The following is a 25572-nucleotide window of genomic DNA, read 5'->3' as shown; positions in this document are numbered from 1 at the left end:
TTTTCTGGCACGGGGAACTCCAATCCGTTTGACATTTATCAGCGGACGCTCACAAAAACGCTCGCCAACAGAAAGAACCACAGGGACGGGAAAAATGCTCCACACGATCGCGGCCTTCGATCGTCTCGGCGAGGAAAACGCGTTCGCGGTGCTGGCGCGAGCCACCGCGCTTGCCCATCAGGGCCGCGACATCATCAATCTCGGCATCGGCCAGCCCGACTTCAAGACGCCGCAACACATCGTCGAGGCGGCGATCAAGGCGCTGCGTGACGGCCACCATGGCTACACGCCGGCCAATGGCCTTTTAGCCACGCGCGAGGCGGTGGTGCGCCGCACGCTGACCACCACCGGCGTCGAGGTGTCGCCCGAGAGCGTGATGATCCTGCCCGGCGGCAAGCCGACCATGTTCGCCGCGATCCTGATGTTCGGCGAGCCGGGAGCGGAGATCCTGTACCCCGATCCGGGCTTTCCGATCTATCGCTCGATGATCGAGTTCACCGGCGCCGCGCCCATTCCCGTGCCGATCCGCGAGGAGAACGGCTTTGCCTTCTCGGCGGAAGAGACGCTGGCGCTGATCACGCCGAAGACCAGGCTCTTGATCCTCAACTCGCCCGCCAATCCGACCGGCGGCGTGACGCCCCGCGCGGAAATCGAGAAGCTGGTCAAGGGCCTGGAGAAGCACCCCGAGGTCGCGATCCTGTCCGACGAGATCTACGACGTCATGACCTATGACGGCGAGACGCATTGCTCGCTGCTCAATTTTCCGGAAATCCGCGACCGGCTGATCGTGCTCAACGGCTGGTCGAAGACCTGGGCGATGACCGGCTGGCGCATGGGCTGGTCGATCTGGCCGAACGGCGAAAAGGGCGCGCACCTCTACGACAAGGTGCGCAAGCTCGCGGTCAACTGCTGGTCCTGCGTCAACGCGCCGAGCCAATATGCCGGCATCGCGGCGATAGACGGCCCGCAGGACGATGTCGAAAAGATGATGCGGGCTTTCGACAACCGCAGGAAGATCGTCGTCGAGGGCCTGAACGCTCTGCCCGGCATTTCCTGCATCACGCCGAAGGGTGCATTCTATGCCTTCCCCAACGTGTCGAAGACCGGCTGGAAGGCCAAGAAGCTTGCCTCGGCGCTGCTTGAGGATGCCGGCGTCGCGCTGATCGGCGGTCCCGACTTCGGCGTGCTCGGCGAAGGTTATGTCAGGCTCTCCTACGCCAATTCCGAGGAGAACATTTTACGCGCGCTGGAGCGGATCGAAGCCTTCCTGGCGAAATAGAACTCACCCGCGCCCGACATACGGCATCTTCGTCGCCATCACGGTCATGAACAGCACGTTGGCGTCGAGCGGCAGGCTCGCCATGTGGAGCACCGCGTCGGCGACGCGCTGCACGTCCATCACCGCTTCGGCGGCGATGGAGCCGTTGGCCTGCGGCACGCCGACCGTCATCGGCTGCGCCATCTCGGTCAGCGCGTTGCCGATGTCGATCTGGCCGCAGGCGATGTCGTAAGGCCGGCCGTCGAGCGCCAGCGTCTTGGTCAGGCCGGTGATGGCGTGCTTGGTCGCCGTATAGGGCACGGAGCCCGGGCGCGGCGCATAGGCCGACACCGAGCCGTTGTTGATGATGCGGCCGCCCATCGGCTTTTGCCGGCGCATGACGCCGAAGGCGGCGCGGGCGCACAGGAACGAGCCGGTGAGATTGACGCCGACGACATCGTTCCAGACCTCGACCGGTATCTCGTCGATCAGCGTCGACTTATAGCCCATGCCGGCATTGTTGAAGAGCAGGTCGACGCGCCCGAACGCCTCCACCACGGTCTCGAACATATCCTCGACCTCGCCGGCTTTGCTGATGTCGCAGGCAACCGCGAGCGCCTTGGCTTCCGTCTTGGCTGCCTCGGCAATCGCTTCTTCGAGCACCTTTTTGCGGCGTCCGCAGAACACGGTGTTCCAACCGGCTTTGAGCAGCGCCGTGGCGACGCTCTTGCCGATGCCGGTGCCGGCGCCGGTAACGATGGCGGTCTTCTGTGTCATGGCGGTCATCGTCGTCCTCCCCGGTCATAGCTGGAAGAAGACGTGGCATCGCAAATGCTGGGGGTCGTGGCAAGCGGCTCTTGCCGACAAAAAGAGCAGGCCGACAAAAAGGGCGGTCATTGGCGACCGCCCCTGATCTGAACCGCGCTTGGGAGGAGGATAAGCCGGTCCGACTGCTTAGAATGATGCGCTTGCTGGGTTAACGAAAGATTAACAGTCAGCAAGATGCCACAAGCGCGTTTACCAACCCGATTCGCTACTGCGGATTGGACGCAGTTCCAGCCGGCACTTTTGCCGCTGAGACCGTCGCCTCGACATGGTCGACCAGCGCGTCCGGCAGGCCGAGACGGCCGGCGAGCAGGTCGAGATAGCCACGCTCGGTGCGGGTGTCGGGATCGATGGTGAGGCGCGACGCGGTGTAGAGCTCGAGCTTCTGCGCGTCGGTCTTGGCGCTCGCGACCAGCGTGTCGAGGTCGAGCGGCCGTTCAAGCTCTTCCATCAGGAATTTTTCAGCGTCCGCGCCAACGCCGGCAAGCTTGAGCTTGTCGGCGATCTTCTGCCGCTCCTCGTCGTCGACATGGCCGTCCGCTTTGGCCGCCGAGATCATCGCCCGCACCAGCGTCAGCGTGAATTCGGCCTCGCCCTGCGGCGCCTGCGAGGGATGGAAGGCGGTATCCTTGGGCGGCGGCAGCAATTCCGGCTCGCCGGCCACGGGTTCTTGCGCCGGTGTATTGCCGGCCTTGTAGTTCTGATAGGCCTTGTAGGCGAGGCCGCCGATCGCCGCCAAACCGCCGAGCTTGATGGCCGCCCCCGTCACCTGCCGTCCGGTGCCGGTGCCGAGCAGCACGGCGGCGAGCGCGCCGGCGGCGAGCGGATTGTCCTTCGCCATCTGCACCGCTTGCCCCGCCTTGTCGCGGACGGTCGATCCCGTGCCAGGAATTTGCGAGCCGAGCAGGTCGTCGAGCAGCTTCTTGGGGTCGAGCATCAATGCCTCCAGAATTGGCCCGGCCGAATGCGCCCGGGCGGGGTTTCGGACCGGCATGACGTAGGCCCCGCGCGCTGACATTACAATGACGGGCGAATTGTTTTGGTGCGATGCCGGCCTTGGAACGGAAGCCGATGTGTCGAAAGCAACCGGCATTTCGGCTAAGATCGCGGGCAGTTTCCGAAGGAGCAGTTTGAATGTCGAATGCAGCCAGCCGCGAGCCGGCGCGCGATCCCCAGGATCTCGAGCGCATGCTGATCGAACGGCAATGGGCCGGCGATATCGAAGGGATGCTGGCGCTTTTCGAACCGGACGCGGTCGTCGACAGCGGTGCCGGCGAATTGATCCGCGCCCGCGAGGCGATCCGCGCGCTTTTCGAGCGAAGCTCCGCCGCGGGTCGCAAATTCCAGCGCGGCGAGCAGCGCCCTGCCCTCGTCAACGGCGATCTGGCACTCACCTCGACGAAACTGCCCGACGGCAGCATAACCAGTGAGGTCGCCCGCCGGCAGCGCGACGGGACGTGGCTCTGGGTAATCGACCGTTACTCCGTCGCGTTTTAGCTGCCGATATGGCGTTTGCTGCCCCGCGTCTGCGCCAGTTCCACCTGGCAATGGCGCTCGGCATAGCGGGCGCGGTCCTCGTCCGAGCGCGCTTCGAAGCAATGCGGGCATGAGACACCGACCGTATATTTCGGCGACAGCCGGTCCTCGACGGTCAGCGGATGCCGGCAGGCGCGGCAGAGTTCGGCTTCGCCTTCGGCAAGGCCGTGCGACACGGATACCCGCTCGTCGAAGACGAAGCACTCGCCCTGCCACAGGCTCTCTTCGGCCGGCACCTCCTCGAGATATTTCAGGATGCCGCCCTCGAGATGGAACACGTCCTTGAAGCCCAGCGACTTCACGTAGGCCGTCGCCTTCTCGCAGCGTATGCCGCCGGTGCAGAACATCGCTACCTTGCGGCCTTCGAGCTCCTCGCGGTGCTGCTCGATCCAGGCCGGAAACTCGCGGAAGCTGGCGGTTTTCGGATCGACCGCGCCCTTGAAGCTGCCGATCGACACCTCGTAGGCGTTGCGCGTGTCTATGACCAACGTGTCGGCGTCAGCGATCAGCGCATTCCAGTCGATCGGCGCGACGTAGGTGCCGGCGCTGGTCGCCGGGTCGAGATTGTCGACGCCCATGGTGACGATCTCGCGCTTCAGCCGCACCTTCATGCGGTGGAACGGCATCTCGGCGGCACCGCTGTATTTGACCTCGATGCCGGCAAGCCATTCGATCGTCTGAAGGTGATCGATCAGCGCGGCAATCGCCTCCTCGCTGCCGGCGACGGTGCCGTTGATGCCTTCATGCGCCAGAAGCAGCGTGCCCTTGATGCCGCGTCCGCAGCAGAAGGCGGCGAGCGGCGCGCGCAAGGCCTCGAACCCGTCGAGCCGCGCGAATTTGTAAAGCGCGGCGACGCGGATTGGCTGATTTTCCTTGGCTGTTGTCATGGTCATGCCACTAGACCGTGCTGAAAGCGGTTTCAAGGCAAAGCAAATCCGGGGCCGGCACGACGATCCTCTGCGTGACATCGCGACACGCCTGCCTTCGTGGACTTGGGATACCCCTTCTGCTAATCGGTTGAAATCGATCGGAACGGAGAGACAAGCCAATGACCAGCAAGACCGAAAAGCTCCTGTCGCTCCTCAACGGCCAGCCAGTCATTCCGGTGCTCAAGATCGCCAATGTGGCCGACGCCGTGCCGCTCGCCCGCGCGCTTTCGCGCGGCGGCCTGCCGGCAATCGAGATCACGCTGCGCACCGCCGATGCGCTGGAAGCGATCCGCCGCGTCGCGGCCGAGGTCGAGGACGCAATCGTCGGCGCCGGCACCATTCTCGATGCCAAGCAATTCGACGAGGCAGCACGGGCCGGCTCGAAATTCATCGTCAGCCCCGGCATCACGAGCCAGCTTCTGGACGCGGCGAAGGACAGCCCCGTGCCGCTGCTGCCCGGCGCCATCACGCCGGGCGAGATCATGGCTGCGCGCGAAGCCGGCTTGCGTTTCCTGAAATTCTTCCCGGCCGAGCAGTCCGGCGGCATCGCTTCGTTGAAAGCCTTCGCATCGCCGCTCGCCGACGTGAAGTTCTGCCCGACCGGCGGCATCACGGTCAAGAATGCCGCCGACTATCTCAGCCTGCCCAACGTCATCTGCGTCGGCGGCTCGTGGGTCGCGCCCGACGATCTCATCAAGGCCGGCAAGTGGGATGAGATCGAAGCGCTCGCGCGGGAGGCGAGCAAGCTCAGGAAGTAATTGATCCTCTGATCACCAGGGCAGCGGACCGTTCTCGTCGAAATAGCCGCCGGTCGGCCCGCCCGCATCGAGCGTCGCCAGGCGCACGACGATCTCGGCCGCCTGCTGCACCGTACGGTGGCCCTTGTGCCCGTTGAGATCCGTCGCGGTGTAGCCGGGAGCAGCGGCGTTGACCATGATGCCTTGTGGCGCAAACTCCCTGGCGAAAGCCACGGTGATGGCGTTGAGCGCCGTCTTCGAGCTGCCGTAGCCCATGACATTGGGCGACTGGCTTGCGCCGGCCGCGCGCGCGATCGACCCGAGATAGCTGCTCAGCATGACGATGCGGGCGGCGCCTGATGCCAAGAGCTGCGGCAGGAACGCCTGGGTGACGCGAACCGGGCCGAAGACATTGACCTCATAGGTGGCCTTGATGTCCGCGACAATCTCCCGGCTCGGCGGCCGCTCGTAGCGGCCGTCGGGGCCGAGCGCATCGACATAGCCGGGGGCGACGCCGGCATTGTTGACCAGCACGTCGAGGCCGGCTGTCTGCGCCGCGACGGTCTTGGCCGCGGCTGCCACGCTCCCGTCGCTGGTGACGTCGAGCTCGAGCCACTCGACGTCAAGGCCTTCGCCGCACAACGCTTCCGCCGCGGCTTGGCCGCGCTTGGCATCCCTGGCGCCGAGCCAGACCTTGAACCCCAGCGCCGCCAGCCGCCGTGCGGTCTCGAGGCCGATGCCCTTGTTGGCGCCGGTCACCAGCGCGTTCTTCTGTGTCGTCATTTCCATGTCTCCTTTTCGGTGGCCTAGAAATGACGTGAGCCGATCGGCTTCGCGCGTCGAAAGCTCTCATGCTCTTGCCTAATCCTCTCAGCTGCGCGCTTGCGCGTCACTTAGGTGCGCGCTTGCGCGTCACTCGGCGCGCGCCCTCGTGTCGCCTCGTTGCGCGGCCCGCGCGGATCGGCAATGCTGAGCCGATGAGCGAAGCGCTGCAGGAATTGATCGCGATCGCCGGCCGCCATGCGCGTGGACGGCGGACAAGGACGGCCGTCCCGCGCGTTACGATCGGCCGCAGCGAGGTTCCGACGCTGCCGCTGCCCGAGCTTTGTCAGCCGACGGCCTTGTTCGTGCTGCAGGGCACGAAATCGGTGCTGATCGGCGACCGCACGCTTCGCTACAGCGCCGGCAGTTGCTTCGTCTATGCGGTCGAGACACCCGCGACCAGCCAGCTGATCGAGGCGAGCGCCGCCCATCCTTACATGGCCATCGCCTTCAGCCTCGATATCGAGGTGGTCGCCACTTTGCTCATCGACCACAAGCCGGCGGCCGGCGGCGACAGCTTCGCGACCTACCCCGCCGATGACGAGCTGCTCGACGCATGGCGCCGCATGCTGCGGCTGCTCGACAGGCCGGCCGAGATTCCTGTGCTCGCTCCGATGCTCGAGCGCGAGATAGCCTTTCGTCTGCTGCAAGGTCCGCAAGGCGCAAAGCTGCGGCAGCTCGCGCGCGCCGACGGACGGCTGTCGCAGATCCGCCGCGCCACCCAATGGATACGCGCGCACTACAACGAGCCGATCGATGTGACGGAGTTGGCCGCGCTCGCCCATATGAGCAACGCCGCGTTTCATCGCCACTTCAAGGCAGCGACAGCCATGAGCCCGATCCAGTATCAGAAACAGGTCCGTCTGCTGGAAGCCCGACATCTGCTGATCGCGCAGCCGGGCAACGCCGCCCGTGTCGCCTTCACCGTCGGCTACGAAAGCGCATCTCAATTCAGCCGGGAATATGCGCGCCAGTTCGGCTTGCCCCCCGCGCGCGACGCGGCGCGGCTGTTGGCGAGGGGCGAAGCGCCCGCGCTGGAAATTGACTGAACCGCCTCAAGCGGCATGAAAAAAGCCGACCGCTAGGCTTGCGTGATCGCGTGCCGGCGGCGGTGGGAAATCACGGTCGTGAACTGGTTCCCGCTCATGGATTCGAACCACGATTCACGCCTTCAAAGGGCGCTGTCCTACCATTAGACGAAGCGGGATGGCCGGGGATCAAATATGCCGCCATGGACGAAAAAGCAAAAGCCGCGCTGTTGTCCAACGCGGCTTTTACTCTACTGGCGGGCTCGTTATTTCGTCTGGAAGCGGGCGACCGAAAGGAACTTCACGGCGTTGCCGGTGAACCGGCTGGCGTCCGGCGTCTGGGGATCCGTCTGGAAGCCGGCGGTGTAGACCTCGCTCGGCGGCGTGTGCACGATGTTGTAGGCGTAGCGCGGCGCCGTCGTCGGGTCGGAAACCGTGGCGATGTTCTCGCCGCTGCCCAGCGCCCAGCGCGCTGCCTGCGGCGGCGTCGCCACCACCATCGCCTTCGGCCCGGGCCGCAGGTCGCTGGCGGCAGCCCTGGCCTCCTTGCGCGTCGTCTTCACACCGGCGCCGATCGCCTGCGCCGGATCGGTGCCGGACGGACGGGCGGCGATGGCCTCGCGCGGCGAAGCCGCATCGAGGCCCGACGGATCGTTGAACGCCGAGCGCGGCTGCGGCTCTGTCAGCGAAGCGACCTCATATTCGGCCCCGCTCGCGCCGGCAGCGGTGGTTGCGCTGGCCTGTTCAAGCACCGCCTTGATCTCATCCTGCTTGCCCGTGTCGGGCCGCGCCGTCGGCAGCACCGAGAAGGCATCGGTCGCGCTCTTGTCCTGCGCTGCCGTTTCCGCCAGCGCCAGAAGCACGCTCTTGTCCTTGGAGGCGAGTTCGGCCGGCGTCGAGCGATCGGGGCGCCAGGTCGGCAGCGGGATGTTGTTGACCGCTACCTGGGCAGGATCGGCCGCGGCCTGCGCCGCGCCGGCGGCATCAGCCATGCCGAACGGCACATTGACCGGCGCATGCGCCGTCGCCACCGCCTGCTCGGTGGTGGCCGAGGCGTCCGCAACGGCGAACGGCACATTCTCAGGCGTCTGCTGGCCGACGTCGGCCTTCGGCCTCGGCGCGAAGGCAGGCAGCGGAATCTCCTTCGGCGGCAGCGCCGCGATAATGGTCTCAGGCGTATCCTGCTGCGGCTGCGAATCGTCGGTGCTGTCGTCCGCGATCTGCGGGATGTTGGCGCGCTTGGCGTCCTGCGGCGCGACGATCGCGATGCCCGGCCGGTTGATGCTCTTGGCCGCCGCCACCTGCTTCACAGCCTTTGGCTGCGGCGCGGGCTCGGCGCTCGCGACATCGGCGCTGTCGTCGGCCTCGTCGTCGCCGCCGCCAAACCAGGCCGCAAGCAGCCCGCCGGACCGCTTGGTCGAACCGCCGGCGCTGGCCAGCTCGATATTGGGGGTGCCTGCGCCCTTACGCGCCTTGTAGGCGGCCACGGCCTGTTCATAGCCCGGGAGCGGCCGGCCGTCGCTCGGCACATGCAGCGTCTTGCCGTTCGGGAAAAGGTTGACCAGTTCCTGGCGGCTGATGCCCGGCCAGTGGCGCACATTGCCCACATCCATATGGACGAACGGAGAACCCGAGCTCGGATAGTAGCCGACGCCGCCGCCCTGCATCTTGAGTCCGATATTGCGCAGCTTCTTCAACGGCACGCCGGGAATGTAGAAGTCCATCGCCTTGCCGAGCATGTGCTGGCTTTTCTCGGCGACGCCGCGGCTGCGGCTGCGCAGCATCGCGTTGGTCGACGGCGAGCGATAGCCGCAGACCACCTGGATATAGTCGGTCGCTCCGCTTTGCCGATAGGCCTCCCACACCAGATCGAGCAGCCGCGGATCCATCTTGGTCGGCTCGTTGCGGCGCCAGTCGCGCAGAATGATGTTGATCTTGCGCAGGCCTTCCGGATCGTAGCGGCCATTGCGCTTGTAGACGATCTCGGCCTTTTCGTGCGTGTGGAGATGGTAGAGCTTCAGCGAACGGATTTCGGCCTTCGCGCCGGAGACGGCTGCAGAGAGGAACCCGACGGCCAAAATCACAAACGTCAGCCACCTCGGCCAGACGCTCATATGAAAATGCCGCCCGTTTGTATGTCGTTCGACTTGGTTCAAATCAAAAGGCCTTGCAGGCTGCCGTTTGTCCCCGGATTTGCCCAAACGGATGCGTGGTTCTCACATCCGAATATCGATCCTAATGGTTAATCATCGCTTATTGAAGCCGAAATGCGGTAACACCGTGGCGATATCCCGTCCAAAATGATGCACTGCGTTTCTTGGTAAATCACTGGTTTAGATCAAGAATTCGGCTCGACGCCGAACACGATCTGTTACCATTAGCCTTAATGTGTGATCAACAGCAATTCAAACTGCTGAAAACCCGGTGTTTTCGCGCCAAAAGCGACAATTTGACTCAGATTTTAAACCGCGGGCTGGGCTGGAGCCTGCGTCTCAGGAAGCGAGCCGATCGAGACGGCCCGCCTCGGGATCAATGCCATATTCCTTCAACTTTCGGTAGAGCGTGGAGCGGCCGATGCCGAGGCGGCGCGCCACTTCGCTCATCTGGCCGTTATAGTGGTCGATCGCGAGCTTGATCATCTCGAGCTCGACATCGGCCAGCGCCCGCACATTGCCACGCTCGTCCAAGGCTCTCAGCGTGCCGAAGCGGGGCTGCAGCCGCGACGGGGCCTCGCTCTCGGGCAAAACAGCCACTGCCCCGTTGGCAACGGCGTGGCCGGCCGGCCGCGGCTCGGCCGCGACCGCCGCAGCGGCCAGTGCCGGCTCGGCATCCAGCTTCACCGTGCCTTCGACCTGCGCTCGGATTTGCGGAAATTCCTCTTCGGTCAGCAATTCGCCTTCGGCGAGCACAGACGCCCTGAACACGGCATTTTCGAGCTGGCGGATGTTGCCCGGCCAGTCATAGGCCTGCAGCATCGCCAGCGCCGTGGCCGATATGCCGGTGAGACGGTGGCGCGGATCGGCCGGCGCGACCTTTTCCATGAAGTGCCTGACCAGATAGGGGATATCGTCGCGCCGGTCGCGCAACGGCGGCACGAAGATCGGATAGACGTTGAGCCGGTAGAACAGGTCCTCGCGGAATTTGCCGTCCTTGACCTGCTGCAACAGGTTGCGGTGCGTCGCCGAGATCAGCCGGATGTCGACCTTGACGGTCGAACGGCCGCCGACCGGGTCGACCTCGCCCTCCTGCACGGCGCGCAGCAACTTGACCTGGACGTCGAGCGGCAGATCGCCGATCTCGTCCAGGAACAGCGTGCCCGAATGCGCCTCGACGAATTTGCCGGTGTGCTTGTCGGTGGCGCCGGTAAACGAGCCCTTCTCGTGGCCGAACAGGATCGATTCGACGAGATTGTCGGGGATGGCGCCGCAATTGACGGTGACGAACGGTTTCGAGCGGCGGTCGCCGCTGCCCTGGATGGCGCGCGCCACCAGCTCCTTGCCGACGCCCGACTCGCCTTCGATCAGGATCGGGATGTTGGAGGCCGCCGCCTTTTGTCCGAGGCGGATCACCCGGTCCATCGCCGGGCTGCGGGTGATCAAATCCTTGAAGGTCAGATGGCCGCCGCGCCGCCGCGACGTGCGCTTCATCTCGTCCTCGACCGCCTCGACCTTCAGAGCATTGGAAATCGACGCCTGCAGCCGGTCGGGCGAGGCCGGCTTGACGACGAAATCGAATGCGCCGTGACGCATCGCCGACACGACGGTCTCGATGCCGCCCTGGGCGGTCTGCACGATGACCGGCAGGTTTATGGCGCGCTCGCGCATCGCTTTCAGCACGCCGATGCCGTCGAGACCGGGCATGACCAGGTCGAGGATGACGACCGACACATCGCGGGCGTTCGGTCCGTCGAGCACATCGAGGCCTGCCTCGCCGCCATCCGTGACGATGGCGCTGTGGCCGAATTTCGCCACCGCCGCCTCGAGCAGCCTGCGCTGCACGGGATCGTCATCGACTATGAGTATGGAACCTGTCATGACTGTCTTGGCTGCCCGGCCCTAAGAAATCCCGATGGATCATCTTGGCACAGGGTTCTAAACAAGGTTTCAAAAAACCCGGTGAACGAATTCCTTAGGATTTGACCGGCTTCTCCTTTCCCCTTGGTCCTGGAAGGTATTTTGATGCGCATGATGTTTGGTCGGCGGCCTGCGGCGCCAGCGTCTGGTCAGGGCGCGGCGGAGCTTGGCGATCTGCCGGAATGGAATCTCGCAGATCTCTATTCCGGCATGGAGGCGCCGGAGCTGAAGCGCGACATCGCCCAGGCGGCAAGCGACGCCATTGCCTTCGAGGCCCGCTGGAAGGGCACGTTGGCCGCAGAGGCCGGACGCGGCGCCGCCGGTCGGCTCGGCGAAGCGCTGACGGCCTACGAGGCGCTGGAGGAACTGATCGGCCGCATCGTCTCCTATGCCGGGCTGGTCTATGCCGGCAACACCGCCGATCCGCAGCGCGCCAAGCTCTATGGCGACGTCCAGGAGAAGATGACCGACGCCAGCGCGCATCTTTTGTTCTTCGCGCTCGAGCTGAACCTGATCGACGACACGGTGATCGAAGCCGCGCTCGCGGCCGACGCTGCCTTCGCCCACTACCGCCCGTGGGTGCTCGACCTCAGGAAGGACAAGCCCTACCAGCTCGAGGATCGGGTCGAGCAGCTGTTCCATGAAAAGTCGGTCACCGGACGCGGCGCCTGGAACCGCCTGTTCGACGAGACGATGACCGACCTGCGCTTCGATGTCGACGGCGAGGAGCTGACACTGGAGCCGGCGCTGAACCGGCTGCAGGACTCGGATGGCGAAGTGCGCCGCCGCGCCTCCGAGGCGCTCGCCGCGACCTTCCGCAAGAACCTCAGGACCTTCACTCTCATCACCAACACGCTCGCCAAGGACAAGGAGATTTCCGACCGCTGGCGCGGCTTCGAGGACATCGCCGATTCACGCCATCTCGCCAACCGCGTCGAACGCGGCGTGGTCGACGCGCTGGCGGCCGCCGTGCGCGAGGCCTATCCGCGCCTGTCGCATCGCTACTATGCGATGAAGGCGCGCTGGCTCGGCATGGAGGTGATGAACCACTGGGACCGCAACGCGCCGCTGCCCGAGACCCCGCAGACGGTGATCCGCTGGGACGACGCCAGGGACACGGTGTTGTCGGCCTACCAGCGCTTTTCGCCCGATATGGCGGAAATCGCGCGCACCTTCTTCGACCGCAACTGGATCGATGCGCCTGTGCGGCCCGGCAAGTCGCCCGGCGCCTTCGCCCATCCGACCGTGCCGTCGGCGCACCCTTACGTGCTGCTCAACTATATGGGCAAGCCGCGCGATGTGATGACGCTGGCGCATGAGCTCGGTCACGGCGTGCACCAGGTGCTGGCCGCCGGCCAGGGCGCGCTGATGGCCGCCACGCCGTTGACGCTGGCCGAGACGGCCTCCGTCTTCGGCGAGATGCTGACTTTCCGCTCGCTGCTCGACCAGACCGCCGACAAGCGCGAGCGCAAGGCGATGCTCGCCCAGAAGGTCGAGGACATGATCAACACCGTCGTTCGCCAGATCGCCTTCTACGAGTTCGAGCGCAAGGTGCATGCCGAGCGCCGCAACGGCGAGCTCACCTCCGACAGGCTCGGCGAGTTCTGGCTGGAGGTGCAGGCGGAGAGCCTGGGACCGGCGATCAAGCTGCGCGATGGCTACGAGGTCTTCTGGACCTACATCCCGCATTTCATCCACTCACCCTTCTACGTCTACGCCTATGCCTTCGGCGACTGCCTGGTGAACTCGCTCTATGCCGTCTATCAGAACGCCGCGCGCGGCTTTCAGGAGAAGTATTTCGAGATGCTGCGCGCCGGCGGCACCAAGCATCACTCGGAGCTTCTGGCGCCCTTCGGCCTCGACGCAACCGACCCCGCCTTCTGGCAGATCGGCCTTGGCGTGATCGGCGCCCTGATCGACGAGCTGGAAGCGCTCGACAAATGACGGGCGTTTCGCCCGGCGGCATAGGTCAGAACAATTTAGCCGAAACGCATATTCGCGGCGGCTCTATTCTTGCCCTAAATACCTGTTCTTCAATAACTCTCCGCCGCATTTTTCAATTAGCTTTCCGCAGGCCATATGATAGCGTCCCGCCCCAAGCTCAGCCGGACGCATAGCCAAGACCAGAGACAGCCTTGGCGGCGCTTCGGCGGATGCGATGACGGCCGTCGGCCACAGCCGGAGGAGAGCCAAGCGCCGACAGCTCGATTGAAGCGGCTGTTCCGCCGACCGCGGAACGATTGACGATCCCTGCGGCAAGCCCGTCATTCCGGGCCGCGGCAGCTCGATCCGACTGGAGAGGGAAATGAGCACTTTCTTCTACATGCTCCTGGCGTTCGTTGTGGGTATCTTGGTTGGCTGGTTCATCTGGGGCCGCCTGCGCGGCGAGCTCGACAGCTTGCGTGGCGATCTCGACCGCACGAAGAGCGAACGCGACAGGTTGCGCGCCGATACCAATCGCCTGAGCGGTGAGCTCGATGCATGTGGCCGTGCCCGCGCCGACCTCGAGAACCGGCTGCGCGCAGCGCCGGCGACGCTGATGTCGACGCCGGCCGCGGCCAAGTCGCCTGCGGCAAAACCCTCTGCTGCCAAGCCGGCGGCAGCCAAGACGACCGCCGCACCGAAACCGGCGGCCAAATCGGCTGCGCCAAAGAAGGTCGCCCCGGCTCCGAAGAAAGCCGCTGCCCCCAAGGCGGCCGCCGGCAAGGCCGACAATCTGCGCCGTCTGATCGGCATCGGCCCGGTCAACGAAAAGCTGCTCAAGGGCCAGGGCGTTACGACCTATGCCCAGATCGCCGCGTGGACCGATGCCGACGTGAAGCGCATCGAGGAGGTGCTCAATTTCGATGGTCGCATCGCGCGCGAGAAATGGATCGAGCAGGCGAAATTGCTGGCCTCGGGCAACGAGGCCGAATTTGCCCGCCAATTCCCGACGGCTGGAACCTCAAGCAACACCTGATCCCATTCCAGACTTCGGGCATATGACAGGCGGCGGCGCTCGTCATGGGCACCGCCGCTTTCCTTTTGTTCCAGCCGCCTTTGCGTCCTTGGACGCCGCTCCCTCGATTGCGCGTCGCCACCCCCCCATATAGAGCGATCTCTGGCGCCATCGATTGCAACTCCGAGCCATGCCCCTGCCCTCCGCAATCTTCCGCAACGACGAGACGGCTCGCCAATTGGTCTTCGACCATCCGCGCGAAATCATAGTCGCGCCGAGCGTGGACGAGTTCCTGCCGGCGCTCGAGGCGGCACAGGCGGCCTCCGACGCCGGCAAATGGCTGGCCGGCTATTTCTCCTACGAGGCCGGCTATCTGCTTGAGCCGAAGCTGGTGCCATTGCTGCCAGAGGGCCGCCGCGCGCCGCTGGTCTGTCTCGGCGTCTTCGACGCGCCGCTCGAACAGGCGGTGCCGCAGAACTCGGGCCCCGTGAGCAACGGACCGATCTTCGACGCCAGGGCAACCTGGTCCGCCGAGGACTATGCCGTCCGCTTCGCGCGCCTGCACGACCACATCCGCAAGGGCGACTGCTATCAGGGCAACCTGACCTTTCCGGTGCAGGCGCAATGGTCGGGCGATCCGCTCGCCGCCTTCGACGCGCTGACCGAACGCCAGCCGGTGAAATACGGCGCGCTGATCTCGCTTGGCGATCCGATCGTGCTGTCGCGCTCGCCGGAACTGTTCTTCGAGATCGACGCCGAAGGCACGATCGAGACCCATCCGATGAAGGGCACCGCGCCGCGCGGCGCGACCAAGGCCGAGGACGCGCGGCTGAAGACATTCCTGCGTAACGACGAGAAGAACCAGGCCGAGAACCGTATGATCGTCGACCTCTTGCGCAACGACATCTCGCTGATCAGCGAGGTCGGCACGCTGGAGGTGCCGGAACTGTTCCGCATCGAGACATACCCGACCGTGCACCAGATGGTGAGCCGGGTTCGGGCGAAGCTCTTGCCGGATGTCGGCATCCGCCAGGTCTTCGCCGCGCTCTTTCCTTGCGGCTCGATCACCGGCGCGCCGAAGATCCGCGCCATGGAGATCCTGCACGATCTGGAAGACGTGCCGCGCGACGTCTATTGCGGCGCCATCGGCTGGGTCGCGCCCGGCGGCAGAATGCGCTTTTCGGTGGCGATCCGCACCATCTCGCTCTTTGCCGATGGCGAGGCCGTCTACAATGTCGGCGGCGGCGTCGTCTTCGATTCGACGGCCGATGAGGAGTATCGGGAGTGTCTTCTGAAAGCGCGCTTCGCGACGGGAACCGTGCCGATTTCGAGCTGATCGAGACCATGCGCTGGGAGCCTGGCACGGGCTTCCTGCGCTTCGACCGCCATCTTGCGCGGCTTTACGCTTCGGCGGCGGAGCTCGGCTTTGCCTGCGACCCGCAACGGGTCGGCGAGGCGCTGACGGGCGCGGTCGGCGGACAGCGGATCGCACTGCGCACCCGCCTCGCCCTGCAGCGCAACGGCGAAGCTGCAGCGTCCGCGCAGCCTTACGAACCGCTTCCCGCCGGCAAGGCGTGGCGGCTGCAATTGGCGCGGGTCCGGCTCGATTCCGGCGACATGCTGCTGCGCCACAAGACCAGCCGCCGCGAAACCTACCGGCGGGCGCGCGCCGAATATCTCGCCACCCGCGCCGACGAGGTGCTGCTCTCCAATGAGCGCGGCGAACTCTGCGAAGGCACCATCACCAATCTTTTCGCCGACTTCGGCGACGGCGTGCTCGCCACGCCAAGACTTGATTGCGGCCTTTTGCCTGGAGTATTGCGTGCCGAGCTTCTGGACGAAGGCCGCGCCATGGAAGCGATCTACACCTTCGACGATCTGAAGTCCGCGAAGGCGATCTTCGTCGGCAATTCGCTGCGCGGGCTTATCCCGGCGCAATTGGGCTGACACGAGAGCCGCCGGGCATTTTCTGTTTGATGAGAGCATGACCATTCGCCAGCCGACCCACACGCCTTATGACGGATCCTCGAAGCTCTTCACCATTGGTCTGAAGCCGCTCGAGCTCGACCGCTGGATCGAGGTCGACGAATTCCTCCTGCCGCATCTCGCCGAGAAGCAGCGGCTTTACGCGGAGATCCCGCAAAAGGTCTTTGTCGAGGAAGACGATACGCGCGACGCGCAGCGCGAAGTGCTCGACCTCCTCGCCGCCTATCTCCCGGCAAGACATCCTGAGAGCCATCGCGGCGCCGGCTCGGCTGTCGAGGTGGTCGGCCTCAAGGGAGCGGCCGGCGAACTCTCTCCCGAATTGCGCGAAGCACCGCTTGTCCGGGCATCGCTGCTGGTTCAGGAGGATTTGATCCTGATGCGCTGGGACGACAGCGGCTGGCGGCTCGCCGCCGGATCGCTCTGCTTTCCGTCATCCTGGTCGCTTCAGGAAAAATTCGGCAAGCCGCTGCAGCAAATCCATGCGCCGGTACCCGGCTTTGGCCCTGGCACGCGGCCGGCCGAGGTCATAAACCGCATGTTCGACGGCCTGCAGGGCCAGGCGGTCGAACGCTTCAACTGGTCGATCCAGGCGGGCGACGCGCTCTATCACCCGCTTTCCAACATCCAGCGCATCGACCGCGCCACCAACCGCCCGACGCGCTTTCCGGACGGCGACATCAACGCGCACGCTTTCATCCGCGTCGAGCGCCAGACGCTGCGCAAGCTGCCGGTCTCGCGCGACATCCTGTTCACCATCCGCATCCATCTCGACCCGCTGGCCGTGCTCGCGCGTCACCCCGACAAGGCGGCGCTCGCGACTTCTTTCGCCGAGCAGCTCAACGCCCTCGACCAGGCGCAGCTCGACTACAAGGGCCTCACCGCCGACCGCGACCGGCTGGTTGCCTTCCTTAACGGCATGGCCAGGGCGGCTTAACCACGTGGCCATCCCGGCTTAGCCGGCGGTTGGCGCTTTTCGCTGGTTTATGACAATGATCTGTGGTGTAGCGCTTGGCTGCCCGGCGGAAACGCCGGGCTTTCCCTGTGTTTTTAGGAGTGTCCGAAAAAATGGCGAATGAAAACTGGCCCGTTTACGGTGAAATCACCGGTCCTGTCGTGATGATCGGCTTTGGCTCGATCGGACGGGGAACGCTGCCGCTGATCGAACGCCATTTCAAGTTCGACAAGTCGCGCATGACGGTCATCGACCCGCGCGACACCGATCGCAAGCTGCTCGACGAGCGCGGCATCACCTTCATGCAGGACGCGGTGACCAAGAAGAACTACAAGAAACTTCTGACCCCGCTGCTGACCAATGGCGCCGGCCAGGCCGTTTGCGTCAACCTGTCGGTCGACACCTCCTCGCTCGAATTGATGAAGCTCTGCCGCAAGCTCGGCGTGCTTTATATCGACACCGTCGTCGAGCCGTGGCTCGGCTTCTATTTCGACGAAAAGGCCGACAATGCCTCGCGCACCAACTATGCTCTGCGCGAGAGCGTGCGCCAGGAGAAGGAGAAGAACCCGGGCGGCCCCACCGCGATCTCCTGCTGCGGCGCCAATCCCGGCATGGTCTCCTGGTTCGTCAAGCAGGCGCTGGTCAACCTCGCCACCGACCTCGGGCTCGAGTTTGCCGTGCCGGCGGAGCACGACCGCGAGGGTTGGGCGAAGCTGATGAAGAAGGCTGGCGTCAAGGGCATCCACATCGCCGAGCGCGATACCCAGCGCACCAAGAAGCCGAAGCCGATGGACGTGTTCTGGAACACCTGGTCGGTCGAGGGTTTCATCTCGGAGGGCCTGCAGCCGGCCGAGCTCGGCTGGGGCACGCATGAGACCTGGATGCCGAAGAACGGCAAGACGCACAAGAACGGCTCGCAGGCGGCGATCTATCTGGAGCAGCCCGGCGCCAACACGCGCGTGCGCAGCTGGTGCCCGACGCCCGGCGAGCAATACGGCTTCCTGGTGACGCATAACGAGGCGATCTCGATCGCCGATTTCTTTACCGTGCGCGGCAAGAAGGGCAAGGTGCAGTATCGCCCGACATGCCACTATGCCTACCATCCCTGCAACGACGCGGTGCTGTCGCTGCACGAGATGTTCGGCGCCGCCGGCAAGGCGCAGCCCGTCCATCATGTGCTCGACGAGAACGAGCTGGTCGACGGCGTCGACGAGCTCGGCGTGCTGCTCTACGGCCACGACAAGAACGCCTACTGGTACGGCTCGCAGCTGTCGCTGGCCGAGGCGCGCAAGCTGGCGCCCTACCAAAACGCCACCGGCCTGCAGGTCACTTCGGCGGTGCTCGCCGGCATGGTCTGGGCGCTGGAAAATCCGACCGCCGGCATCGTCGAATCCGACGAGATGGACTACAAGCGCTGCCTGGAAGTGCAATTGCCCTATCTCGGGCCGGTCAGGGGCCATTACACCGACTGGACGCCGCTCGATAACCGCCCCGGCCTTTTCCCCGAGGATATGGACAGGGACGACCCGTGGCAGTTCCGCAACATCCTGGTGCGATAGCAGCCGCGTCTACCGCCGTCTCCACCTTGCAATCGCCCGAAAATCGGGCGATTGAGAAGGTGCGGCCTAGAGCGACATGCGTCCGGTTGGACGCACAAACTACGCTCTAGCACTTTGAATGGACGCATCGTGCTTCCGAAAATCGGATCGATTTTCGGGCCGATGCGAGAGGAGAGGGTTTTCAAATGACCATTGCGCGCAAATTGCTTTCGGCAGGCGCCGCGGCAAGCCTTTTGGCTGCGGCCGCCTGCACCACCACCGGGCCTTCAGAACCGCCGATGTCGGCGCCCAAGGGCGTCGAGGGCAACTGGATCGACGCCAAGGGCACCGGCCTGTCGACCTTCGCCGCCGGCAGCTTCACGACCGTCGCGACCGACACCGGCCAGAAGCTGTCCGAGGGCAGCTATACCATGACCGGCGCGACCTCGGTCGAGATTCACGGCACCTCGCTGATCCGCCAGACGCCTGTCAGCTTCAACTGCCTGATGGTCTCGACCAGCCAGCTGAACTGCACCAGCGCCAGCGGCCAGAACTTCGTGCTGACGCGTCGGGCCTGAACCGAAAAACATCGACTTCGCGAAGGACGGCGGCGCGAGCCGCCGTCCTTTTTTGTGCCGGCAAACCTCTCCCCGATTTCCGCTTGCATCGGCCAAAACGCGATGTGAACATGACCCGAAGCTGACTGTTATTTTCCAGTCAAGCGAGGGCATTAAGCACATCAGGTCAGCTTATCCGGGAGACGAAGATGAAGAAATTTGCCGCCATTGCCGCCCTTTCAGCATCAGCACTTGGCCTGTCGGCCGGAAGCTCCTTTGCCGACTACACGCTGAACATCCTGCATTTCAACGATTGGCACAGTCGCATCGAAGGCAACAACAAATACGAATCGACCTGTTCCGCCGAGGAGGAGACCAAGGGCGAATGCATCGGCGGCGCGGGCCGGCTGATCACCGCGATCGCGCAGGAGCGCAAGAAGCTCGAAGGCCAGAGCGTGCTGCTGCTCAATGCCGGCGACAGTTTTCAGGGGTCGCTGTTCTACATCACCTACAAGGGTGCGGCGGAAGAGGAATTCCTCAATCAGATGAAGCCCGACGCGGTGACGCTCGGCAATCACGAATTCGACGACGGCGAGAGCGCGCTGGTGCCTTACCTCGACAAGGCGCAATTCCCGGTCGTCAGCGCCAATGTCGTGCCCAACGACAAGTCCGGCGCCAAGGGCAAGATCAAGCCATCGCTCGTGGTCGAGGTCGGCGGGCAGAAGATCGGCATCGTCGGCGCCGTCACCAACGACACGCCCGAGCTCGCCTCGCCTGGTCCGAACATCGCCATTGAGGACGACGTCAAGTCGATCACCGCTGAGGTCGAGAAACTGAAGGCGCAGGGCATCAACAAGATCATCGCCGTCACCCATATCGGCTACAACCGCGAGCGCGATGTCATCGCGAAAATCCCTGGGGTCGACGTGGTGGTCGGTGGCCACAGCCACACGCTCCTGTCGAACACCGACCCGAAGGCGGCGGGGCCCTATCCGACGATGGTCGACAACCCCGACGGCTACAAGGTGCCGGTCGTGCAGGCGGCGTACTATTCGAAATATCTCGGCGAGTTCAAGGTCGTGTTCGACGACAACGGCGTGGTCAAGGAAGCGAGCGGCGACCCGATCTATCTCGACAAGTCGATCACGCCCGATCCTGCCGTGCTCGCTCGTATCAAGGAGCTTGGCGCGCCGATCGAGGCGCTGAAGAACAAGGAGGTCGCCGAGACCACCAAGGCCATCGACGGCAGCCGCGAGAATTGCCGGGCGCGGGAATGCGAGATGGGCAATCTCGTCTCCGACGCCATCCTCGACCGCGTCAAGGGCCAAGGCGTCGAGATCGTCATTTCGAACGGCGGCGGCCTGCGCGCCTCGATCGACCAGGGCACCGTGACCATGGGCGAGGTGCTGACCGTCCTGCCGTTCCAGAACACGCTGGCGACGTTCAAGATCTCCGGCAAGGATCTGGTCGCCGGTCTCGAAAACGGCCTCAGCCAGATCGAGGACGGCGCCGGCCGTTTTCCGCAGGTGGCCGGCCTGAAATACTCTTTCGACAAGTCGGTGGCGCCCAATGCCGGCCGCGTCAAATCGGTCGAGGTGATGGAGAACGGCGCCTGGGCGCCGATCAATCCGGACAAGCAATACCTCGTCGCCACCAACAACTATGTCCGCCAGGGCGGCGACGGCTACAAGGTCTTCGCCGAGAAGGCGACGGACGCCTATGACTATGGTCCTGGTTTGGAGCAGGTGGTGGCCGACTATCTCGGCGCGCACCGACCCTACACGCCGAAGCTCGACGGCCGCATCACCGAGATCGGCGCGGCGGTGGCGGCAGCGGAACCGGCAAAGCCTGCCGAGACCGCGCCTGCAGCAACCGCGCCGGCGGCCGAACCTGCCAAACCGGCCGAGACTGCGCCCGCCAACGGCGAGACCGCAATGCCGGCTTTGCCGTCCAATTCCGGCGACATCGCCGGCACGCCGCCGACCGTTCCGGCCGAGACGGCACCGGCAGCCTCGGAAGCGGCAAAACCTGCCGAGACTGCTCCGGCGACCCCTGCCCCCGCCGCCGAACCGGCCAAGCCGGCCGGGACCGGCCCAGAAACCAGCCCAGAAACCAGCCATGTGATCGCCGCCGGCGACACCTACTGGGACCTGGCCAAGAAAAACTATGGCGACGGCGCCAAATGGAAGCTGATCTCCGAGGCCAACAAAGACTACAGGCCGCGCCGCCTGCCGCTCGGCGCAACGCTGACCATTCCACCGGTTGCGAAGTAACTGGTGGCAACCAACGGGCTCGCCCGGGCAACCGGGCGAGCCCCGCATTCCAGCTCGACGATCGAGGTGCGGCCAGACGCAGCATTGAAAACCGGCACGGCATCGCTAGTTTCGCGGCCCGGAGCAATTCCAGGAAAAATACCCAGCGGTTTTCCGTCTGGAATTGCGCAAAAAGAGCACCACTGGAGCGGTCAGCGGCCGAGGAAGCCGACCCGCTCCAGTGGTGCCCGGAGACAGTCGATGACGCTTGCCAATCCCGCCGTTGCGAAAGCCGCCGAGACCGCAGGTCCGGCGCCGGCGGGCGGCGCGCCGGTAAAGGCAGGCCAGATCGGCGTCATGCTGATCAATCTCGGCACGCCTGACGGCACTGATTTCAAGCCGATGTGGCGCTATCTGAGGGAATTTCTCTCCGATCCGCGCGTCATCGAGCTCAACAAGGCGATCTGGTATCCGATCCTCTACGGGCTGGTTCTCACCACGCGGCCGAAAAAGTCCGGCGCCAACTACGCCAGAATCTGGAACCGGGAAAGGAACGAGTCGCCGCTGCGCACCTTCACCCGCGCGCAGGCCGATAAGCTGGCCGGTGCGCTCGCTGACCTGCCGAACGTCGTGGTCGACTGGGCGATGCGCTATGGCAATCCCTCGACGGCAAGCGTCACACAACGGCTGGTCGAGCAGGGTTGCGAGCGCATCCTCAGCTTTCCGCTCTATCCGCAATATTCGGCGACGACGACGGCGACCGCCAACGACCAGCTGTTCCGCGCGCTGATGAAGATCAGGCATGCGCCGGCGATCCGCAGCGTGCCGCCCTATTACGACGAGCCGGTCTATATCGAGGCGCTTGCGCGTTCGATCGAGAAGCACTTGGCGACGCTCGACTTCGAACCGGAGGTGGTGATCACGTCCTACCACGGCATCCCGAAACCCTATTCCGACAAGGGTGACCCCTATCGGGCGCATTGCCTGGAAACGACACGGCTGCTGCGGGCAAGGCTCGGCTGGGACGAGAAGAAGCTGATTACCACTTTCCAGTCGCGCTTCGGCGCGCAGGAATGGCTGCAGCCCTACACCGACGTCACCGTCGAGAAGCTGGCGAAGGACGGCGTCAAGTCGATCGCCATCGTCAATCCGGGTTTTTCGGTCGACTGCATCGAGACGCTGGACGAGATCGGCCGCGAAGCGGCCGAGACCTTCCACCATGCCGGCGGCAGGAACTTCGCCCATATTCCCTGCCTCAACGACAGTGCCGAGGGCATGGCGGTGATCGAGGCGCTGGTCCGGCGCGAGCTGGCCGGCTGGGTGTGACAAACTTCACCGACAGTCTTGATACCGGTGCGCAAAAGCCTCCGCTAACCAATATTCGTGATCACCTGATTGTAACGTTGCGGAAACACACTTAAGTGATTTCGTGAGGTCGCCGCCTTTTGAGGGAGAAACGAAATGGGCTTCAGCGGTTTCGATATTGCCATCATTGTTCTTGTCTTCCTGGTCATCATCCTTCTTTTCAAAGGCATCAAGACGGTGCCGCAAGGCTACAATTACACGGTGGAACGTTTCGGACGCTACACCAAGACGCTGACCCCTGGCCTCAACATCATCAACCCGATCTTTGAGCGTATCGGCGCCAAGATGAACATGATGGAGCAGGTGCTGGATGTTCCGAGCCAGGAAATCATCACCCGCGACAACGCCATAGTCGGCGTCGACGGGATCGCCTTCTTCCAGATTCTCAATGCGGCGCAGGCCGCTTACCAGGTCTCCGGTCTGCAGAACGCCATCCTCAACCTCACCATGACCAACATCCGCACCGTCATGGGTTCGATGGACCTCGACGAACTGCTGTCGAACCGCGACGCGATCAACGAGCGCCTGCTGCGCGTCGTCGACGAGGCCGCGCATCCGTGGGGCATCAAGATCACCCGCGTCGAGATCAAGGACATCAACCCGCCGGCCAATCTGGTGGAATCGATGGGCCGCCAGATGATGGCCGAGCGCGACAAGCGCGCCCAGATCCTCGCCGCCGAGGGCCTGAAGCAGTCGCAGATCCTCGAGGCCGAGGGCCGCAGGGAAGCTGCCTTCCGCGACGCCGAGGCGCGCGAGCGCTCGGCGGAAGCCGAGGCCAAGGCGACGCAGGTGGTGTCGGAAGCCATTGCCAAGGGCGACGTGCAGGCGATCAACTATTTCGTCGCGCAAAAATACACCGAGGCGTTGGCCAAGATCGGCTCGTCCAGCAACAACAAGATCGTGCTGATGCCGTTCGAAGCCTCTTCGCTGATCGGTTCGCTGGGCGGCATCGGCGAGATCGCCCGCGAAGTCTTCAAGGGCGACGGCCCCGCGGGCGGGCAACGGCAGAGCACCCGTCCGCCGCTCGTGCGGCCGACGGACAACTGATCCAAGCTCGTCTGGGTGGGGAGAACGTCAATGATCGACCGCATCGTTTCGGAACTCGGTCCATGGAACTGGATGGTTCTCGGCTTCGTGCTCCTGGTGATGGAAATCGTGGCGCCAGGCGTGTTCATGCTGTGGATTGGCATCGCGGCGCTGATCATCGGCGCTATCTCGCTGTTCATCAGCTATGCTGCCATCTTGCCCTGGCAGGCCCAGCTGGATGCCGCCATTTGGACGTGGCAGGTTCAGGTTCTGGCCTTTCTCGTCCTCTCCGTGATCTCGGCCTTCGTCGGCAAGAGGCTAACGGCAGCGCGCGCCGGAGAGGTCGATCAGCCGCTGCTCAACCGCCGCGGCGCGCAGATGGTCGGCCGCACGGCAACGCTGGCTGAGCCGATCAAGAACGGCCGCGGCCGTATCCGGCTGGGCGACACGCTGTGGCGTGTCTCCGGCCCGGACCTGCCCGCGGGCACGCAGGTGCGTGTTACGGGGGCTGCTGATACTGACCTTGAGCTGACGGTCGAAGCGATCTGAACCGAGAGAGAACCCAGGGATGCGTCGAGTATCGATGCGTCCTAGAGCAATTCCAGGAAAAGTGTGAAACGGTTGGGCTCGGCGCCGTCGCCGTAGCCTTCCGTTCGGAATTGCGTCAAAACAAAGAGATAGAGCGGTTCGGCGTTTCCGTGAAACGATGAACCGCCCTAGGCGGCGCCGATACGCAGCAGATCGTGCAGGTGCACCAATCCAACGGGCCGACCGCCCTCGACCACCATCAGACTGGTGATGGCGGACGTGTTGATCGTCTGCAACGCCGTCGCCACAAGCGTGTCTGGAGCGGCCGTCTTCGGCTTCTTCGTCATCACCTGATCGACGTTCATCGACAGAAGATCGCTGCCGATATGGCGGCGGATGTCGCCGTCGGTGATGATGCCGATCAGCGCGCCGGCGGCGCCGGTGATCGCCACGCAGCCGAAGCCCTTGCGCGACAGTTCGTCGATCGCTTCACGCATCCCGGTGCCCGACGGCACCAGCGGCAGCCGCTCGCCGACATGCATGATCTCGCGCAGCTGCGTCAGGTTGGCGCCGAGCTGGCCGCCAGGATGGAAGGTGCGGAAATGGTCCGGCGTGAAGCCGCGCGCCTCGAGCAGCGCGATCGCCAGCGCATCGCCCATGACCAGTTGCAGCAGCGCCGATGTCGTCGGCGCCAGCCCGTGCGGACAGGCCTCCGGCGCCGGCGGCAGGAGCAGCACCACGTCGGCGGCGCGCGCCAGCGCAGAGCTCTCGCCGGAAGTGATGGCGATCAACGGGATCGAGAAGCGCCTGGAATAGGCGACGATGCCCATCAGTTCCTTGCTCTCGCCCGACCACGACATGGCGATGATGGCGTCGTCCCTGGCGATCATGCCGAGATCGCCATGATTGGCCTCGGCAGGATGGACGAAGAAGGCAGGCGTGCCGGTCGAGGCGAGCGTGGCCGCGATCTTGGAGCCGATATGGCCGCTCTTGCCGACGCCGGTGACGATGACACGGCCCTCGATCCGCGAGATGAGATCGATGGCGGCCGCGAACGGCTCGGCCAGACCGTTGTCTAGCGCTGCGGCAAGCGCAGCGATACCGGCCTGCTCCGTCGCCACCGTTCTCAGCGCCGATTCGATCGCGGCCTGCCTGTCCGGCGGCTTTCTTCCTGGGGACCCCGCATGCATGGCAGATGCCATTAGCGCCATGTCGCCCGCCT

22 protein-coding genes and 1 tRNA gene are annotated in these 25572 nt (G+C 64.5%); 15 read left to right on the top strand and 8 right to left on the bottom strand.

What is annotated here, in order from left to right; all coding sequences use genetic code 11:
* Positions 1–94 precede the first annotated feature (94 nt).
* Positions 95–1279, top strand: a complete 1185-nt coding sequence (locus AC4FWB_RS10915; RefSeq protein WP_491026009.1) for a pyridoxal phosphate-dependent aminotransferase — start codon at positions 95–97, stop codon at positions 1277–1279.
* Between the two features lie 3 nt (positions 1280–1282).
* Here the strand turns inward: AC4FWB_RS10915 and AC4FWB_RS10910 are convergent, their stop codons facing one another.
* Both AC4FWB_RS10910 and AC4FWB_RS10905 read right to left on the bottom strand, forming a co-directional pair.
* A complete protein-coding gene (locus AC4FWB_RS10910; RefSeq protein ID WP_491026008.1) occupies positions 1283–2044 on the bottom strand; it encodes an SDR family oxidoreductase in 762 nt (253 codons plus the stop codon).
* A gap of 247 nt (positions 2045–2291) precedes the next feature.
* Positions 2292–3020: a tellurite resistance TerB family protein gene (locus tag AC4FWB_RS10905; protein ID WP_491026007.1), complete on the bottom strand. Its 729-nt coding sequence runs from the start codon at positions 3018–3020 to the stop codon at positions 2292–2294.
* Positions 3021–3217: 197 nt separating this feature from the next.
* Here AC4FWB_RS10905 and AC4FWB_RS10900 point away from each other — a divergent pair, with 197 nt between their 5' ends.
* Positions 3218–3580 (top strand): YybH family protein, encoded by a 363-nt coding sequence (locus AC4FWB_RS10900; protein ID WP_491026006.1) that lies wholly within the window; start codon positions 3218–3220, stop codon positions 3578–3580.
* On the opposite strand, the gene trhO is transcribed toward AC4FWB_RS10900, so the two are convergent.
* Positions 3577–4506: an oxygen-dependent tRNA uridine(34) hydroxylase TrhO gene (gene trhO, locus AC4FWB_RS10895; RefSeq protein WP_491026171.1), complete on the bottom strand. Its 930-nt coding sequence runs from the start codon at positions 4504–4506 to the stop codon at positions 3577–3579. The two genes, AC4FWB_RS10900 and trhO, sit on opposite strands and share 4 nt — an antisense overlap.
* 161 nt (positions 4507–4667) lie before the next feature.
* Here trhO and AC4FWB_RS10890 point away from each other — a divergent pair, with 161 nt between their 5' ends.
* Positions 4668–5306, top strand: coding sequence for a 2-dehydro-3-deoxy-phosphogluconate aldolase (locus AC4FWB_RS10890; protein WP_491026005.1), 639 nt, complete (start codon positions 4668–4670; stop codon positions 5304–5306).
* Positions 5307–5318: 12 nt separating this feature from the next.
* On the opposite strand, the gene AC4FWB_RS10885 is transcribed toward AC4FWB_RS10890, so the two are convergent.
* The gene (locus AC4FWB_RS10885) at positions 5319–6068 is read right to left on the bottom strand and encodes an SDR family oxidoreductase (RefSeq protein WP_491026004.1); all 750 of its coding nucleotides are present in this window, start codon (positions 6066–6068) and stop codon (positions 5319–5321) included.
* A gap of 194 nt (positions 6069–6262) precedes the next feature.
* On the opposite strand from AC4FWB_RS10885, the gene AC4FWB_RS10880 reads away from it, so the two are divergent.
* A complete protein-coding gene (locus tag AC4FWB_RS10880) occupies positions 6263–7156 on the top strand; it encodes an AraC family transcriptional regulator (protein ID WP_491026003.1) in 894 nt (297 codons plus the stop codon).
* Between the two features lie 84 nt (positions 7157–7240).
* Here the strand turns inward: AC4FWB_RS10880 and AC4FWB_RS10875 are convergent.
* From AC4FWB_RS10875 to AC4FWB_RS10865, 3 genes are all read right to left on the bottom strand, one after another.
* Positions 7241–7314 (bottom strand) — tRNA-Gln (locus tag AC4FWB_RS10875).
* An 87-nt stretch (positions 7315–7401) separates the two neighbouring features.
* Complete coding sequence (locus AC4FWB_RS10870) at positions 7402–9249, bottom strand: peptidoglycan L,D-endopeptidase MepK (protein ID WP_491026002.1); 1848 nt, start codon at positions 9247–9249, stop codon at positions 7402–7404.
* Between the two features lie 378 nt (positions 9250–9627).
* Positions 9628–11169 carry a sigma-54-dependent transcriptional regulator gene (locus AC4FWB_RS10865; protein ID WP_491026001.1) on the bottom strand — a complete coding sequence of 514 codons (1542 nt, stop codon included), beginning with the start codon at positions 11167–11169 and terminating at the stop codon, positions 9628–9630.
* 144 nt (positions 11170–11313) lie between these two features.
* Here AC4FWB_RS10865 and AC4FWB_RS10860 point away from each other — a divergent pair, with 144 nt between their 5' ends.
* The 11 genes from AC4FWB_RS10860 to AC4FWB_RS10810 all read left to right on the top strand — a co-directional run bounded on the left by AC4FWB_RS10860 (position 11314) and on the right by AC4FWB_RS10810 (position 24371).
* A complete protein-coding gene (locus AC4FWB_RS10860) occupies positions 11314–13152 on the top strand; it encodes a M3 family oligoendopeptidase (protein WP_491026000.1) in 1839 nt (612 codons plus the stop codon).
* Positions 13153–13513: 361 nt separating this feature from the next.
* Complete coding sequence (locus AC4FWB_RS10855) at positions 13514–14167, top strand: helix-hairpin-helix domain-containing protein (RefSeq protein WP_491025999.1); 654 nt, start codon at positions 13514–13516, stop codon at positions 14165–14167.
* Positions 14168–14336: 169 nt separating this feature from the next.
* Entirely contained in the window at positions 14337–15482 is a 1146-nt protein-coding gene (locus AC4FWB_RS10850) for an aminodeoxychorismate synthase component I (protein ID WP_491025998.1), read from the top strand.
* On the top strand, positions 15431–16093 hold the full coding sequence (locus AC4FWB_RS10845; RefSeq protein WP_491025997.1) for an aminotransferase class IV family protein: 663 nt from the start codon (positions 15431–15433) through the stop codon (positions 16091–16093). The genes AC4FWB_RS10850 and AC4FWB_RS10845 overlap by 52 nt, the downstream gene beginning before the upstream one ends.
* Before the next feature lie 37 nt (positions 16094–16130).
* A complete protein-coding gene (locus AC4FWB_RS10840; protein WP_491025996.1) occupies positions 16131–17066 on the top strand; it encodes a heme-dependent oxidative N-demethylase family protein in 936 nt (311 codons plus the stop codon).
* Positions 17067–17197: 131 nt separating this feature from the next.
* Positions 17198–18643 (top strand): homospermidine synthase, encoded by a 1446-nt coding sequence (locus tag AC4FWB_RS10835; RefSeq protein WP_491025995.1) that lies wholly within the window; start codon positions 17198–17200, stop codon positions 18641–18643.
* A gap of 185 nt (positions 18644–18828) precedes the next feature.
* A complete protein-coding gene (gene omp10 / locus AC4FWB_RS10830; protein WP_491025994.1) occupies positions 18829–19200 on the top strand; it encodes an outer membrane lipoprotein Omp10 in 372 nt (123 codons plus the stop codon).
* 188 nt (positions 19201–19388) lie between these two features.
* Positions 19389–21452, top strand: a complete 2064-nt coding sequence (locus AC4FWB_RS10825) for a 5'-nucleotidase C-terminal domain-containing protein (RefSeq protein ID WP_491025993.1) — start codon at positions 19389–19391, stop codon at positions 21450–21452.
* 240 nt (positions 21453–21692) lie between these two features.
* Positions 21693–22757 (top strand): ferrochelatase, encoded by a 1065-nt coding sequence (gene hemH, locus AC4FWB_RS10820; RefSeq protein ID WP_491025992.1) that lies wholly within the window; start codon positions 21693–21695, stop codon positions 22755–22757.
* A 135-nt stretch (positions 22758–22892) separates the two neighbouring features.
* Positions 22893–23843, top strand: coding sequence for an SPFH domain-containing protein (locus AC4FWB_RS10815; protein ID WP_491025991.1), 951 nt, complete (start codon positions 22893–22895; stop codon positions 23841–23843).
* 30 nt (positions 23844–23873) lie between these two features.
* A complete protein-coding gene (locus AC4FWB_RS10810; protein WP_491025990.1) occupies positions 23874–24371 on the top strand; it encodes an NfeD family protein in 498 nt (165 codons plus the stop codon).
* Positions 24372–24538: 167 nt separating this feature from the next.
* On the opposite strand, the gene AC4FWB_RS10805 is transcribed toward AC4FWB_RS10810, so the two are convergent.
* Positions 24539–25540 (bottom strand): KpsF/GutQ family sugar-phosphate isomerase, encoded by a 1002-nt coding sequence (locus tag AC4FWB_RS10805; RefSeq protein WP_491025989.1) that lies wholly within the window; start codon positions 25538–25540, stop codon positions 24539–24541.
* Positions 25541–25572: the final 32 nt, after the last annotated feature.

The organism is Mesorhizobium sp. LEGMi-168a, assembly GCF_058312955.1.
This window is presented reverse-complemented; position numbering and strand designations above follow the sequence as displayed.